The sequence below is a fragment of the Dactylosporangium maewongense genome (assembly GCF_039531485.1).
In the GTDB taxonomy this organism is placed as follows: domain Bacteria; phylum Actinomycetota; class Actinomycetes; order Mycobacteriales; family Micromonosporaceae; genus Dactylosporangium; species Dactylosporangium maewongense.
In genome coordinates this window covers 54,712-70,295 of record NZ_BAAAQD010000012.1, presented here as the reverse complement: position 1 = coordinate 70,295, position 15,584 = coordinate 54,712, and the positions used below count along the sequence as shown (strand labels likewise).

The following is a 15,584-nucleotide window of genomic DNA, read 5'->3' as shown; positions in this document are numbered from 1 at the left end:
CCATGAGCGACTCCTCCCTGCTTGCACCGCTGGAACAGCTGGCGCCAGGGTCCGTGCGGACCCGGGCGTCCGACCGGCTCGGCATGGCTCACGACGCCTCCCACTACCTGCTCACCCCACAGGCCGTCGTCGTCGCGAACGATGCCGCCCACGTCGGCGCGCTGATGCGTGCCAGCGCCCGACTCGGTCTCGGAGTCACGTTCCGGTCCGGCGGCACCAGCCTCAGCGGGCAGGCGGGCACCGACCACCTGCTGGTCGACGTGCGCCGCAACTTCCGCAACATCGAGATTCTCGACAACGGCGACCGTGTCCGGGTCCAGCCCGGTGCGGTGCTGCGGCAGGTCAACGCGCGGCTCAGCCGCTACGGCCGCAAACTCGGCCCGGACCCGGCCAGCGAGGCCGCGTGCACCGTCGGTGGAGTCGTGGCCAACAACTCCAGCGGCATGACCTGCGGCACCCATGCCAACGCTTACCGCACGTGCGAATCGATGACCCTGGTACTGCCCTCCGGCACGGTCATCGACACCGCGGCCGGCGACGCCGACGCACGGCTGCGGCATCTCGAGCCGGGCCTCACCACCACCCTGGAACAGCTGCGTGATCGCATCCGCGGCAACCCCGACTCCGTCCGGCGGATCGCCGAACAGTACGCCATGAAGAACACCATGGGGTACGGCCTCAACAGCTTCCTGGACCACGACACCCCGGTCCAGATCCTCGCTCACCTGATCATCGGCAGTGAAGGCACGCTCGGGTTCGTCGCCGAAGCCGTGTTCCGCACCGTGCCGGTGCACCACGCGGCCAGCACCGGCCTGATCGTCTTCAACACCCTGCACACCGCCATGGCCGCCATGCCGGAACTCGTCGACGCCGGCCCGGCCGCGATCGAACTGCTCGACGCCGAGTCGTTGCGCGTCGCCCAACTCGACCCACAAGCCGACGCCGCACTCCGCGGGTTCACCGTCGACCAGCACGCCGCGCTGCTGGTGGAATGGCAGGAAGCCGACGACGAGCAGCTCACCGCCCGCGAAGAACAGGCCCGGCGACTGAGCACACCGCCGAAACTCAGCCGGGACCCGGCCGGGCGGGCGGCGCTGTGGCACATCCGCAAAGGCCTCTACGCCACCGTCGCCGGCAACCGCCCCACCGGAAGCGTCGCCCTGCTCGAGGACGTCGCCGTTCCGGTGCCGGCCCTCGCCGGGCTGTGCGACGACCTCAACCAGCTGTTCGACCGGCACCGCTACGAGCGCAGCGTCATCTTCGGCCACGCCAAGGACGGCAATCTGCACTTCATGCTCAACGAGCAGTTCGGCGCCGGTGACCAGACCAGCCGGTACGCCGCCTTCACCGAGGAGATGGTCGACGCGGTCCTGGCTCGCGGCGGCACCCTCAAGGCCGAACACGGCACCGGCCGGGTCATGGCCCCGTTCGTGCGGCGCCAGTTCGGCGACGAGCTGTTCGAGGTCATGCAGCAGGTCAAACGCGCCTGCGACCCGGCCGGCCTGCTCAACCCCGGAGTGCTGCTCACCGACGACCCGCAGGCTCATCTGCGCCATCTCAAACCCGTGGTCACCGTCGAGGCCGAGGTCGACCGGTGCGTCGAATGCGGCTACTGCGAACCGGTGTGCCCCAGCCGGGACCTCACCACCACACCGCGGCAGCGCATCGTGCTGCGCCGTGAACTCGCCATGGCACGCAGCGCAGGTGATGCCACGTTGGCCGGTCAGCTCGAACGGGAATATCAGTACGAAGCCGTCGATACCTGCGCCGTCGACGGAATGTGCGCCACCGCGTGTCCCGTCGGCATCAATACCGGCGACCTGACCAGACGGCTCCGCGCGGACGCCAACGGCCGCATCGCCGAACGGGTATGGACAGGCGCCGCGCGGCACTGGGACGCGGCCACCCGAGCCATGAACATCGCGCTCGACGCCGCCGCGGTCGCACCGCCGGGTCTGGTGGAAGCAGTCACCCGCGTGCCGGGCCTGCCGAGCTGGAGCCGGGATCTACCGGCCGGCGGCGGCGGCCGCCGTGCCGCACCGCAGCACGACGCGGACGCCGTCTACCTACCGTCCTGTCTCAACACGATGTTTGCACCAGCCGCCGGCGGCGCTGGCGTCATGACCGCGATCCGACGTCTCGCGCAGCGCGCCGGCCTGCGGCTGCACATTCCTGAAGGCATCGGCGACCTGTGCTGCGGCACCCCGTGGTCGTCCAAAGGCCTGCCCGCTGGCTACGCCGTCATGCGCGACCGGGTCCGGGCCGCCGTGGCCGGCACGACGCTGCCGGTGATCATCGACGCGGCGTCGTGCACGGAGGGTTTCCACAAGCTCCTCGACGACTCGGCGGTGATCGACGCGGTCGCATTCACCGCCGAGCACATCCTGCCTCGCCTCACCATCACCCACCGGCTGCCATCGCTGGCGTTGCATCCCACCTGCTCCTCTACCCGGCTTGGTCTCGATGCCGCGATCACCCGCATCGCCGAAGCAATCGCCGAACGCGTCGAGGTGCCCCACGACTGGCAATGCTGCGCGTTCGCCGGCGACCGTGGTCTGCTGCACCCGGAACTGACGGCCTCCGCAACCCGCGCCGAGGCCGACGCCGTCAACCGCGGCGACTACGCCTGGCATGCCTCGGTCAACCGAACCTGCGAGATCGGGTTGACCCGTGCGACCGGGCACCCCTACCACCACCTGCTCGAACTGCTCGACACCGCCACGGGGAGCCCGACGTGAGCGGCGGCACCCAGTCGCGCTACGGATCAGAAGGTGCGACTGGCGTCGGGCAACGCTCAACGCATCGGGCCCCGCCCGTGTCCAGTGGCACCTGGGTGCCGGCATCCACCAGCACCGACTCAGCTGGCAGCTGTGATGAGCTCCGGGCCGAGCAGCGCGGCACCGGCACCGTTGGGCACAAACGCCCACGAAGTGATGTTCCCCCTCGCGCCCTCGGCGGGAAGTCGCCGACGTGTGGATACGCCATGCACGCAGTCTCACGGTTCGACGTCAGCGACCGCATTGCCAAACCCTTCGCGCCACTCCGCACTGCTGCGACGCGGCGGTGCCAGAGCTGGTCGTAGCGGCGGCCAGTCCGGCCGGCGGTGACCGCGGCGTGCGGTGACGCCTTGGCCGGGTTGCGGCAGCGGCACGGCACGCCGATCCTGATCCGCTCGGACTTCGCCGGCTGCACCCACGGCATCCTCGCCCACATCCGCGGCCTGCGCGAGCACGGCCTGGACACCCGGTTCTCCGTCGGCGTCGCGATCACCGAACCGATCCGTCAGGCGATCCTGGCCGCCAAGCAGCACCTGCTATGGGTGCCGGCACTCGACAGCGACGGCGAACCCCGCGACGGCGCGGAGGTCTGAGAACTGACCGGTCTCGTCCCCGACGACGGCTACCCACCCGGGACCCGGTTCATCGTCCGCCGCGAACGACCGCACCCCGGCGCCCAACTGAGCTTGCTCGACACCATCGAGGGCATGCGCCACCAGGGTCGATGCCCCGGTCGTACCCGCCGGCGGCGGTCGTCGCACCTGTCGGAGGCGATCGGAGTCGAGTCGGGGTCACAAGGCGATGACCCGGCCCCGGAGGCTCGCCGGTTACCGAAAACGTGTCCTTGACGTTGGAGGTTCGGCATGGGACTTTGTATCGCAACTTAATGAAGTGGGTGGACGAAGTGCCGTTGGCGAAGCATGGGGCAGGCAGGGATCTCTCCCGGTCGGCAGTGCTCGCGCTCCTGGGGAGCCGCGGGCCGACGTCGCGCGCGGACATCGCGCGTGAGCTCGGGCTCAGCCCCACGGCCGTGTCGCAGATCATGCGGCGGCTGCTGGAGCAGCGGATGGTCGAGGAGGTCGCGCAGGCGCCGTCCAGCGGCGGGCGGCCCGGATCGCTCATCGGCCTCGTCGGCGGGGCCGGCCGGGCGCTCGGGGTCAAGGTCGCGGCCGACCACCTCGCGATCGTCAACGTCCGCCTCGACGGGCAGATGCTCAGCAGCACCACGCTGGCGTTCGACGCGATGGCCCCCGACGCGCTGCCCAGGCTGGCCGCCGAGCTGGCAACCCACACGCACAGTGACCCCGGCCTGCCGAAGCTGCTGGGCGTCGGGGTGGCGGTGCCCGGCGTCGTGGCCCGCCCGGACAAGGGCACCGTCGACGCTGACGTCCTGCAGTGGCGCCGGCTGCCGGTCGGCCGGCACCTGCGCGGCGTGCTCGGGTTGCCTGTCGTGGTCGAGAACGACGTCAACGCCCTCGCCGTCGCCGAGGTGCTCTACGGTCACGGCCGCGAGGCCGACGACTTCCTCGTGCTGACCATCGGTCGCGGCATCGGCATGGGCATCGTCGCCGACCGCTCGGTGTACCGGGGTGGCAGAGGCGGCGCGGGCGAGTTCGGGCACGTGCCGATGGACGAGCAGGGCCCGCCGTGTCAGTGCGGGCGGCACGGCTGCCTGGAGGCGTGGCTCGGCGAGCCGGCACTGGAGCGCATCGCCCGCGAGCGCGGCGTGATCGGTCCGCGGCAAGGGTTCGCCGCGCTCGTCACGGCCGCCGATCGCGGCGACCGGCTCGCGGCCGAGATCTTCGCCGACGCCGGGCGGCTGCTCGGCCGGGCGGTCGCCGGCGCCGCGAACATGTTCGACCCGGACCGGATCGTCATCTCCGGCGAGGGCGTGGCGCACTGGATCCACTGGGACGTCGCGTTCCGCGCCGAGTTCGCCCGCCGCCAGGTCCGCGGCGGTGACGGCATCGCCGTGGTCCTGCACACCTGGGACGACAGCAGCTGGGCGCAGGGCGCGGCGGCGCTGGTGCTCGCCGCGCCGTTCGACCTCGACGGGTTCGGTGGCGACCAGGCGAACCTCGTTGTCGCCCGCCTGCATGGCAGCGTCGAGGGCGCCGACGGGACGGTGGACTGATGGTCGGCCCGCGCGGTGTGCGCAAGTTCGGCATCGTTGCGCTCTTCCTGCTGCCGAGTGCCGTGCCGCTGCTGCTGTTCACGATCGCGCCGATGCTCGGCGCGGCGTGGATCAGCCTGCACAGCTGGAACCTGCAGTCGCCGATGCGGTGGACGGGCCTGGACAACTTCACCCGCCTGCTCGGCGACGCGGAGACCCGCGACGCGCTGCTGCACACGCTGTACTTCCTGGCGCTGTACCTGCCGCTGGTCTACCTGCTGGGACTGGCGCTCGCCGTCGGACTCAACCGGCGGTTCCCCGGGCGGAGCCTGCTGCGCTCGATGTACTTCCTGCCGGTCGTCACCAGCTGGGTGGTCGTCGCCCTGACCTGGAAGTGGCTGCTCAACCCCGCCAACGGTCTGGTCAACCACGCCCTGGAGTCGGTCGGCATCGCGGGCCCGGGGTGGTGGGCGTCGTCAGGATGGGCCATCCCGTCCGCGGTCGTCGCGTCGGTCTGGAAGGACGCCGGGTTCGTCATGGTGATCCTGCTGGCCGGTCTGCAGAGCATCCCAGAGGAGTACCTCGAGGCCGCCCGCCTCGACGGCGCGTCGGCATGGCAGAGCTTCTGGCGGGTCACGTTCCCGCTGCTGACCCCGTCCAGCTACTTCGTGGTGGTGATCTCGCTGATCAGCGGATTCCAGGTCTTCGACCAGATCTACGTCATGACCGGCGGCGGGCCCGCCGGCGCGTCCCGGCCGCTGGTCCAGGAGATCTACGACCTGACGTTCCGCTACGGCGACGCCGGTGGCGCGTCGGCCCTGAGCCTGCTGCTGTTCGCGCTGATCCTGCTGGTCACCGTGGTCCAGCAGCGCCTGCAGCGCAGGTGGGTGACCTATGTCTAGGCGGCTGCTCATCGCGGTGCTCGCCGTCGGCGCGCTGCTCATGATCTTCCCGTTCGTCTGGACCTTCGTCACCTCGATCACCGCCGGCGGTGACGTGCTCACCACGCCCCGCCTGATCCCCGAGAAGGCCGGCCTCGACGGGTACCGCACTCTCTTCGAGGTCCTGCCGTTCTGGCGGATCACGGTGAACAGCCTCGTGCTGGCCCTGGTCTCCACCGCGCTGCTGCTCATCACCAGCTCCACGGCGGCCTACGCCTTCGCACGGCTCGACTTCCCCGGCAAGAACGCCGTCTTCGTCGCGTACCTCGCGACGCTGATGATCCCCATGCAGGTGCTCGTCGTGCCGCTGTTCATCGAGATGCGCGCGTTCGACCTGATCGACACCTACGCCTCGCTCATCGTGCCGACGATCGCCTCCGCGTTCGGCGTCTTCCTGCTGCGCCAGTCCGTCGCCGTGCTGCCGAAGGAACTCGACGAGGCCGCGTTCGTCGACGGCGCCGGGCACATCCGCATCTTCCTGCGGATCACGCTCCCGCTGATCCGCCCCGCCCTGGTGACCTACGGCCTGTTCGCGTTCATGTCCAGCTGGAACGCGTTCCTGTGGCCGCTCGTGGTCATCCGCTCCCGCGAGTTCATGACCCTGCCGCTGGGCCTGGCCAGCCTCAGCGGCGAATACACCGTCCAGTGGAACGCCATCATGGCCGGTTCGGTGGTCAGCATCGTTCCCATCCTCGCCCTGTACGCCGTGGCGCAGAAGCACATCGTGCAAAGCGTCGCCCAGGCCGGTCTCAAGTAACCAGACACCCCCGATTGTGAGGCCCACCATGTCCGCTCGTCCCCGGCTCCGGTTACACCGGGCCGCCGCCGCTCTGATCACCGTCGCCGCTCTCGTCCTGGCCGGATGCTCCAAGGGCTCCGCCACCAAGGACACCTCCGAGGGGGGCGTCACCACAGTGCGCTACCTGACGTTCTCCGCCGCGCCCGACCACCTGGACGACCTCAACGGCATCGTCGCCGCGTTCGAGAAGGCCAACCCGGACGTCAAGATCTCCGTGCAGACCGCGCCGTACAAGGACTACTTCACCCAGTTGCAGACCTCGATCGCCGGCGGCACCGTCGCCGACGCCTTCGAGCTGGACTACCAGAACTTCGTCACCTACGCCCAGGCCGGCTCCCTCGCCGATCTTGCCGGCCCGGCGGCCAACGACAAGGCGTGGCAGCCGTCGGTGCTTTCGCCGGCCGCGCTCGACGCCTTCAAGCACGGCGGCAAGCAGTACGCACTCCCAGAGTCCTTCTCGACCGTCGTGCTCATCTACAACAAGGCGCTGTTCGACGCCGCCGGCGTGGCCTACCCCACGTCCGACTGGAAGTGGTCGGACGAGGCAGCCGCCGCGCAGAAGCTCACGAACAAGGCCAAGGGCGTCTACGGCGACTTCCAGCCGGTCAGCTTCTACGAGTTCTACAAGGCGGTGAACCAGGCCGGCGGCACGTTCCTCAGCCCCGACGGCAAGTCCGCCAGGTTCAACAGCCCGCAGGGTGTCGCCGCGGCGAAATGGCTTATCGGCAAGTCCGGCACCACGATGCCGACGCTGACCGAGATCGGCAACACCCCCGACTTCGACACCAACCTGTTCAAGTCCGGCAAGCTCGCGATGTGGCACAACGGCAACTGGCAGTTCGACACACTCAAGGACGTACCGTTCGGCTGGGACGTCGTCGTCGAGCCCGGCGATGCGCAGAAGGCCAGCGCCGTGTTCCAGAACGCCGTGGCGGTGTCGGCGGCCAGCAGCCACAAGGACGCCGCGTTCCGCTGGCTGAACTACCTCACCACCTCCGAGCAGACGGTGACCGCGCGGATCAACTCGTCGTGGGAGCTGCCGCCGCTCGCGGACGCTTCGAAGCTGTCCGGCTACCTGAGCAAGACACCGCCGGCGAACCGCAAGGCCGTCATGGACGCGCTGGGCAAGCAGTCCCTGCTGCCGGTCATCGCCAAGGAACAGCAGATGCAGGACATCGTCAACAACGCCCTGACCAAGGCGGCCGGCGGCGAGGACCCGCAGAAGATCCTCGACGACGCGGCCAAACAGGTCACCGCACTGCTGTAGCCCGGCGTCACGACGAACCCAGCAACGTAAGGAACAGCAGATGCGCGACCTGATCGAGCACAGCATCAAGGTGATCACCCGCGAGCAGGCGCCGAGCGGCGCCTACCCGGCCTGTTCGAGCTTCGCGGTGTACGGCTACGCGTGGCTGCGCGACGGCGCGTTCGTCGCCGAGAGCATGCGGGCACACGGCATCGCCGACGGGGCACGGGCCTTCCACGAGTGGACGGCCCGGGTGCTGACCGACCGCGCGGAGCGGATCGAGGCCGTCGTCGCGGCCCTCACCGCCGGCGAGGAGATCGACCAGGCGCGTTTCCTGCCCACCCGCTACACGCTCGACGGCGCCGACGGGTCCGAGTCCTGGTGGGACTTCCAGCTCGACGGCTACGGCACCTGGCTGTGGGCGTTGCAGCGACACCTCGACGGCAGCACCGACCACGCGTTCGCAGGGGCGGTCACGCTCACCGTGCGCTACCTCTGCGCCGCGTGGCGGCTGCCCTGCTACGACTGGTGGGAGGAGCACGCCGAGCAGGTCCACGTCGCTACGCTCGCATCGGTCGAGGCAGGGCTGCGCGCGGCGCTGCGCACCGGCCTGCTCGCCGACGGTGACGCCGGTACCGCATCGTCCACCGCCGACGCGATCGCTGCGGTCATCGCCGCGGACGGCAGCGTGGACGGGCGGCTGCGCAAGTGGCTCGGCTCCGACGCCGTCGACGGCAGCCTCCTCGCCGCCGTCGCCCCGTTCCGCCTCGCGGACGATGCCACGGCGCGGCGCACGGTCGCCGCCGTGGAACGCGACCTCCTCGACGATGGCGGCGTGCACCGGTTCCGGGCCGACGTGTTCTACGGCGGCGGGCGGTGGCCGGTCCTCGCGGGCCTGCTCGGGCAGTCGTACCTCCGGCTCGGCCGCCCCGGCGACGCCCGCCGTCAGCTCGCCTGGATCGCCGGCACCGCCGCGGACAACGGCGACCTGCCGGAACAGGTCAGCGACCGGCTGCTGCACCCGCAGCAGCGCCAGGAGTGGCTGGAACGGTGGGGTCCGGTCGCGACCCCGCTGCTGTGGTCGCACGCCGCCTACCTGTCCCTCGCCGCAGAACTGGGGGTGACGCTGTGATCCGGCACCGGCCCTTCGGCTCCGGCCACGTGTACCAGCCGTCCATCGACCAGCGCCTGCCGATGCGTCCCCTCGCGGGCGAGCCGGTGAACCTCGGCGTCGCGGCCGCCGCGTCCGTCACCGCCGTGCGCTGCGAGTGGGACGGCGGCGCCTTCGACCTGCGCCGCGAGGGCGCCGCGACCGGGCCGACGGCTGGGGCAGAGGGGCACCTCGCCACAGCAGCGGCCGCGCAGCGGGGCCGCAGCGTCCGCTGGGCCGCCGACAGCCCGCCGCTGCCCGCCGACCGCCCGGTCCGGTACCGGTTCGTCGCCACCGACGGCACCCGCACCCGCCGCACCCGCTGGTTCGACGTCCAGGCGGTGGCCTGGTCGCCGACCGGCGGCACCCTCACCACCCACGGAACAAGCCGCCTCGAGCCCGGCACCACGTCCTGGCTCGTGGACCCCGACCAGGTCCACCGGGTACGGTTCGCGCTGCGCCTCGCCGCCGACGAGCACGTCGTGGGGTTCGGGGAACGCTTCGACCGGCTCGACCAGCGCGGGCACACCCTCGACGCGACCGTGTTCGAGCAGTACAAGGGCCAGGGCTCGGCCGGGCGCACGTACCTGCCGATGCCGTTCGCGCACGTTCTCGGCGGCGACGGCTGGGCGTTTTACGTCGACACGGCCGAGCGGACCTGGTACGACGTCGGCGACCTGCTGTGGATTGAGGCGGACGTCACCGGGGGACACCTCGACGTGCGCTTCTACGACGGCTCTCCGGGCGACGTCCTTGCCGTGTGGCTCGGCGAGGTCGGCCGGCCGGAACCCATGCCGGACTGGGTGTTCCGGCTGTGGGCCAGCGGCAACGAGTGGAACACCCAGGAGCGGGTCACCACCGAGATGGCGCTGCACCGCAAGCACGACATCCCGGTCGGGGTCGTGGTCGTCGAGGCTTGGAGCGACGAGTCGACGTTCGTGGCGTTCCGTGACGCGCAGTACCAGGTCCACGACGACGGCCGCCCGCATCGCCTGGCCGACTTCACCTTCCCGCCGGACGGCGCCTGGCCCGACCCGAAGAGCATGGTCGACGACCTGCACGCCGACGGCGTCAAGGTCGTGCTGTGGCAGATCCCCCTGCAGAAGATGCGCCCCCACCCGACCGGCCAGAGCGCCGCCGACGCCGCCACGATGGTCGCCCGCGGCTACGGGGTGCGCGAGGGCGACGGCAGGCCGTACCGCAACCGCGGCTGGTGGTTCCCCACGGCCCTCATGCCGGATCTCACGAGCCCCGAGGCGCGCGACTGGTGGCTGGCGAAGCGGCGCTACCTCGTGGAAGACGTCGGGGTCGACGGGTTCAAGACCGACGGCGGCGAACACGCATGGGGCCACGACCTGCGCTACGCCGACGGCTCGGTCGGCGCCACCGGCAACAACCGCTTCCCCGTGCACTACGCCGCGGCGTACGGTTCCGTGCTGCGCTCGTGCGGCAAGGCACCGGTCACGTTCAGCCGGGCCGGCTTCACCGGCTCACAGGCGCACGGCTTGTTCTGGGCGGGCGACGAGGACTCCACGTGGGAGGCGATGCGGTCCTCGCTGCGGGCCGGCCTCACCGCGGCGGCGTGCGGGATCGTCTACTGGGGCTGGGATCTGGCCGGATTCTCCGGACCGGCCCCCTCCGCCGAGCTGTACCTGCGGGCCACGGCGATGTCGGCGCTCCTGCCGATCATGCAGTACCACTCGGAGTACAACCACCACCGCACCCCGTCCCGCGACCGCACCCCGTGGAACATCGCCGCACAGACCGGCGACCCCCGGGTGCTGTCGGTGTTCCGCCGGTACGCGCACCTGCGTGAGCGGCTGGTGCCCTACCTCGCGTCCTCGGCGGCCCGGACGATCGAGACCGGCTGGCCGCTGCTGCGGTCGGTGTGCCTGGTCGCGCCGGACGACCCCCGCGCGTGGCAGCACCCGTACGACTACCTGCTCGGCGACGACCTACTGGTAGCCCCGGTGGTCGCGGAGGGCGCGACGACCCGGCCGGCCTACCTGCCGCCGGGACGCTGGCTGGACCTGCGGACCCATCAGGTGCTCGACGGCGCCAGCGAGGTGGAGGTCCCGGCCCCGGTCGACGAGATCCCGGTCTGGTGCCGCCTGGAAACAGCGGAACGCCATCGCGGCCTGTTCACCTCCGGTTGACCCGGCCCCGCCGGCGCTGTTCCTCGGCGACGTACGGACGAACGGGCGACTGGTCAAACCACCTGGCCACTGGTTAGGGTGCGGCGATGCGACTGTCGGAACATGTGCACCTGGTGGGGAGCGGCTGGCTCGGCTATTCGCTCTCTGACCGGCACGACGGCCATGTCTACCTGGTCGAGGGCGGCACGGCGTCCTTCCTCATCGACGCGGGGTCCGGGCTCAACACGGCGAGGATCGCGGCCCGGATCGAGGCCGCGCAGGTGCCACCCGTGACGCATATCCTGGTGACCCACGGCCACGCTGACCATGCCGCCGGCGCGGATGCCCTCGCGCGGCTGCTGGGCGCCGAGATCTGGACTTCGCCCGAGGTGGCCCGGATGCTCATCGATGCCGATGAGGTCGCTACCGGCCTGGCGCTCGCGCGCTCCGCCGGCGTCTACCCGGCCGCGCTGTCGCTGACGCCGACCGAGGTGCACCGGCGACTCGGGGATGAGACGTTCACCATTGGGGCCGCAACCGTACGCTGCATGCCCACACCCGGTCACGCGGTGGGGCATGCCTGCTATCTCGTCGATGTGGACGGTGCCCGCGCTGTCTTCACCGGCGATCTCGTATTCGCCCGTGGGAGGGTCGCCGTGCTAGGCACCACCGAAACCGACGTCGGCGCGCTGCGCGACAGCATCGCTGCGGTGGCGGCGACCGGACCCGGCGCTCTCTTCCCGGGTCACGGCAGCGTCGCACTGAGCGACGCGGACCGCCACCTGGCGGCGGCCCTCGACGCCTTCGACCGCGGCCAACTGCCGCCGGGGCTGCTGCCATGAACGCCATCCCTGATAAGAGTGGTGCTCCGGAGCGGCTTCGGGTCGGCGTTTGCGGGTTGGGCTCCATCGGGCTGCGCCATGCCCGGCTGCTGGCGGAGTCGCCCGGGGTCCGCGTCGCGGCCTTCGACGCGGCGCCGCACGGTTTGCAGCTGCCACCGGCGGTCGAGGCGACCCTGACGATTGTCTCCTCGTTCGAGGAGCTGCTCGACGCGGCGCCGGACGCACTGGTGGTGGCCACCCCCGACGCCCTGCACGCGCCGCAGGCGATCGAGGCCTGCCGGCGGGGGATCACGGTGCTGGTGGAGAAACCGGTCGCCGATAGCGTCGCCGCGGCCGAGGAACTGGCCCGGGTGGCGGCGCAGAGCGGCGCGCGGGTGCTGGTGGGTTACGTGCTGCGCCACTACGCGGTGCTGCGACGGGTGCGGGAGTTGCTCGCCGACGGAGCCGTGGGCACGCCGGTCTCGGTGCACGTCAACCTCGGCGCGTACGAGACGCTTAGGGTGGCCCGCAACCGGTTCTCCGAAACGGACCGTTACCGGCTGCCGTACGACTACAGCCATGAGTGGGACTACCTGCAGTGGCTGCTGGGTCCAGTGGCCGAGGTCGCTGCGGTCGCCCGCCTCGCCGGTGACCTCCCGCTGCGTCAGGATCCCAACGTCATCAACGGGGTCGTCGCCTTCGACTCCGGTGTGACCGGGACGTTCCATCTGGACTACGTGCAGGAGGGGCAGGGCCGCCGGCTCGACGTGGTCGGAGACCGGGGCACACTTCGGGCCGACCTCGCCCGGGGTCGCGTCACGGTGCGGGCCCACGCTGACGCCCTCACCCGTTCCTACGACTGTTCCGAGGAGCGCGATGTCGCGTTCGGCCGCCAACTCAGCCACTTTCTGGACGTGGCCCGTGGTGTCGCGGTCCCGTTGGTGAGTGTCGAGGACGGGCTCCGGGCGCTGCGGGTCGCCGACGCGGTCGTGGCCGCATGCGACGGAGGGGGTTGGCGGAGCGTGGACGTTCGCATCTAGTGAAACAGAACTTTCGCGGAATGAAATACCGCCGTACCGTGGGGCGATGACGAACGAGTCAGTTGAGCGTGAACGGCGAGTACTCGCGCGGATCCCTGGTGGCGCGCAGCTGCTCTCCAAGCGGCCGGAACAGTTTGCGCCGGGTCAGTGGCCGCGGCACTATTCGCGCGCCAAGGGCGTGTATACCTGGGATCTCGACGGTCACCGGTACGTCGACATGAGTACCAGCGGTATCGGCACTTGTGTGCTCGGCTTCGCCGACGACGAGGTGGACTCCGCCGTCCGTGATGTCATCGCCAACGGATCCATGAGCACACTGAACTGCATCGAGGAGCTGGAGCTCGCCGAACTGCTCTGTGAGCTGCATCCGTGGGCCGACATGGTCCGCTACGCGCGCAGCGGGGGTGAGGCGCTCGCCATCGCGGTCCGGTTGGCCCGGGCCGCCACCGGACGGTCGACGGTGGCGTTCTGCGGCTACCACGGCTGGCACGATTGGTATCTGGCCGCGAACCTCGCCGGCCCGTCGAGCCTCGACGGGCATCTGCTGCCGGGCCTGGATCCCAGCGGCGTCCCGGCCCAGCTCGCCGGCACCGCATTCGGGTTCCGGTACAACAGGTTGGACGAGCTCGAGGCGATCATCGCCGAGCATCAGCTCGCCGCGGTCGTGATGGAGCCCATCCGCGAACATGATCCCGAGCCGGGGTTTTTGCCGGGCGTGGTGGAGCTGGCCCGCCGTGCGGGTGCCGTCCTCATCTTCGACGAGGTGACCTCTGGCCTGCGCGTCAACACCGGCGGCATTCATCTCGAGCTGGGTGTCGAACCCGATGTGGCGGTCTTCGCCAAGGCCATCGGCAACGGCTATCCGATGGCGGCCGTGCTGGGGCGCGCGGCTGTGCTGGAACACGCACAGCGCTCCTTCGTCAGCAGCACCTACTGGACCGAGCGGATCGGGCCGGCGGCGGCGCTCGCCACCCTACGCCGGCACCGGGACAACTCGGTGGGAACGCGCCTGACGGCGGTCGGCGCGGCCGTGCAGGCCGGCTGGCGGGCTGCGGCCGAGGAGGTGGGGCTGGCGGTGCGGATCCACGGCATCGCGCCGCTGAGCCACCTGCGTTTCGTGGAACAGCCGCAGCCCAGCGTTACCCTCTTCACCCAGCTGATGCTCGACCAGGGGTTCCTCGCCGGTGGTTCGTTCTATCCGTCCTTCGCGCACCAGGACGAGCATGTTGAGGAGTATCTGGCCGCGGTGCGCACCGTCTTCGCCGAGATCCGCGCGGCCCAGGACGCCGGATCGGTGCAGGCCGCCCTGCGCGGACCGGTGGCGCACACCGGCTTCACCCGCCTGACCTGACCGTTGGCTCGACCGTGGTCACCGTGGTGCAGGGCTGCTACGCCGATCTTCGCAACACGGTGACCACTGATCGTCAGGGTGCGCTGGACACGGCGTACGCGTCGGGCAGGGCGGCGGGCTGGCGGTCCGGGTCGACCGTCTCGGTCCGGCCGGTGAGCATGCTGAGCTCCGCCGCTGCCAAGGTGCCGCACACGACCGCGGCGCTGTCGTAAGAGTACGGCCAGGCGGCCTCGCCACGGACCGCCGCGAGGAAGGCGGAGATCTCCTTGGCGTACATCGGCTCGTACTCCTGCTGCCAGTCACACAGGACCCGGGAGTACCCGTCGCCGAGGTCCGGCAGCGCGCGCTCCAGGGTGCCGGTCAGCAGGTCGAACCGGATGAAGCCGCGGTCGCCGATCGCCCAGCCCTGGCGAGCTGTCTGCGGGCTCGCCATGACCACCGTCAGCTGCCCGGTGGCGCCGGACGCCAACTCCATCTGCAGCGACCAGCTGTCGGCACCTGGTAGGTCGAGGCCGCCGCGCCGGACCACGCGCCCCGAGGCCGCCACCGGCGTGCCGAAGATGTGGTCGAGTGCGATGAGCTCGAACGGCACCATCTCCCGGGCCGGCGCGGTGGCACGGTGACGGGCGTAATATTCGGCGCCCTCGCCCGGATGCCAGCTCGGCGCGTTGACCGAGAGCACGTAGCCGTAGGCGTGCAGGGTGCCCAGTTCCTCCCGGACCACGCGGCGCAGTTCCTGGACGAAGGGGTGGAAGTACAGGGTGCAGGAGGGGGCCGCGACCAGTCCGCCCTCCGGCCGTCGAGCGTTCGCCGCTGCCACCGCCCGGGGATCGAAGGCCCAGATGTCGGCTTCGCAGAAGAAGTGCCGGCCGGTGTCCAGCGCCAGTCGCACATAGTCGGTGTGCTGGTCGGGCGGGGTTGAGATGACCAGTGCGTCCGGCTCGGTCGCCATCGCCTCGTCGAGCGAGGCCGTGGTGGCGACGCCGAACCGGCTCGCCGCGGCAGCCCGCCGGTCGGCCCGCTGGTCGAACAGGGTCACCTCGACGCCCTCACACGCGCGTAGGTCACGAAGGCGCCGGGTGCCCATGGAGCCGGCGCCGATCTGCAGGATCCTCATCCCTGTCTCCCTTGTCGTGGACTTGAACTCAACAGTGTCATCAGCCGAAACGATCGCCGGGCCGACGTTACCGACCTGACATCGCGCCGTCTGC

General features: G+C 70.7%; 11 protein-coding genes and 1 pseudogene. 11 read left to right on the top strand and 1 reads right to left on the bottom strand.

Annotation, left to right across the window (positions count from 1 at the left end):
- The first annotated feature begins 2 nt into the window (after positions 1-2).
- From ABD332_RS28600 to ABD332_RS28550, 11 genes and pseudogenes are all read left to right on the top strand, one after another.
- A complete protein-coding gene (locus tag ABD332_RS28600) occupies positions 3-2,738 on the top strand; it encodes an FAD-binding and (Fe-S)-binding domain-containing protein (protein WP_344505346.1) in 2,736 nt (911 codons plus the stop codon).
- 407 nt (positions 2,739-3,145) lie between these two features.
- Positions 3,146-3,496, top strand: a pseudogene (locus ABD332_RS60135) (IS1380 family transposase); the annotation flags it as partial.
- 167 nt (positions 3,497-3,663) lie between these two features.
- Positions 3,664-4,911, top strand: a complete 1,248-nt coding sequence (locus tag ABD332_RS28590) for an ROK family protein (RefSeq protein WP_344505345.1) — start codon at positions 3,664-3,666, stop codon at positions 4,909-4,911.
- Complete coding sequence (locus tag ABD332_RS28585) at positions 4,911-5,792, top strand: carbohydrate ABC transporter permease (RefSeq protein ID WP_344505344.1); 882 nt, start codon at positions 4,911-4,913, stop codon at positions 5,790-5,792. The genes ABD332_RS28590 and ABD332_RS28585 overlap by 1 nt, the downstream gene beginning before the upstream one ends.
- Positions 5,785-6,588, top strand: coding sequence for a carbohydrate ABC transporter permease (locus ABD332_RS28580; protein ID WP_327002122.1), 804 nt, complete (start codon positions 5,785-5,787; stop codon positions 6,586-6,588). Before ABD332_RS28585 ends, ABD332_RS28580 begins: the two co-directional genes overlap by 8 nt.
- A gap of 28 nt (positions 6,589-6,616) precedes the next feature.
- Positions 6,617-7,897, top strand: coding sequence for an ABC transporter substrate-binding protein (locus tag ABD332_RS28575; protein ID WP_344505342.1), 1,281 nt, complete (start codon positions 6,617-6,619; stop codon positions 7,895-7,897).
- Positions 7,898-7,937: 40 nt separating this feature from the next.
- Positions 7,938-9,008, top strand: a complete 1,071-nt coding sequence (locus ABD332_RS28570; protein ID WP_344505340.1) for a glycoside hydrolase family 15 protein — start codon at positions 7,938-7,940, stop codon at positions 9,006-9,008.
- A complete protein-coding gene (locus tag ABD332_RS28565; protein WP_344505338.1) occupies positions 9,005-11,182 on the top strand; it encodes a glycoside hydrolase family 31 protein in 2,178 nt (725 codons plus the stop codon). Before ABD332_RS28570 ends, ABD332_RS28565 begins: the two co-directional genes overlap by 4 nt.
- Before the next feature lie 86 nt (positions 11,183-11,268).
- On the top strand, positions 11,269-12,003 hold the full coding sequence (locus ABD332_RS28560; protein ID WP_344505336.1) for an MBL fold metallo-hydrolase: 735 nt from the start codon (positions 11,269-11,271) through the stop codon (positions 12,001-12,003).
- A complete protein-coding gene (locus tag ABD332_RS28555; RefSeq protein WP_344505334.1) occupies positions 12,000-13,022 on the top strand; it encodes a Gfo/Idh/MocA family protein in 1,023 nt (340 codons plus the stop codon). The genes ABD332_RS28560 and ABD332_RS28555 overlap by 4 nt, the downstream gene beginning before the upstream one ends.
- 46 nt (positions 13,023-13,068) lie before the next feature.
- Positions 13,069-14,373, top strand: coding sequence for an aminotransferase class III-fold pyridoxal phosphate-dependent enzyme (locus tag ABD332_RS28550; protein ID WP_344505332.1), 1,305 nt, complete (start codon positions 13,069-13,071; stop codon positions 14,371-14,373).
- Between the two features lie 73 nt (positions 14,374-14,446).
- Here the strand turns inward: ABD332_RS28550 and ABD332_RS28545 are convergent, their stop codons facing one another.
- Positions 14,447-15,490 carry a Gfo/Idh/MocA family protein gene (locus ABD332_RS28545; RefSeq protein WP_344505330.1) on the bottom strand — a complete coding sequence of 348 codons (1,044 nt, stop codon included), beginning with the start codon at positions 15,488-15,490 and terminating at the stop codon, positions 14,447-14,449.
- Between the last annotated feature and the right edge of the window lie 94 nt (positions 15,491-15,584).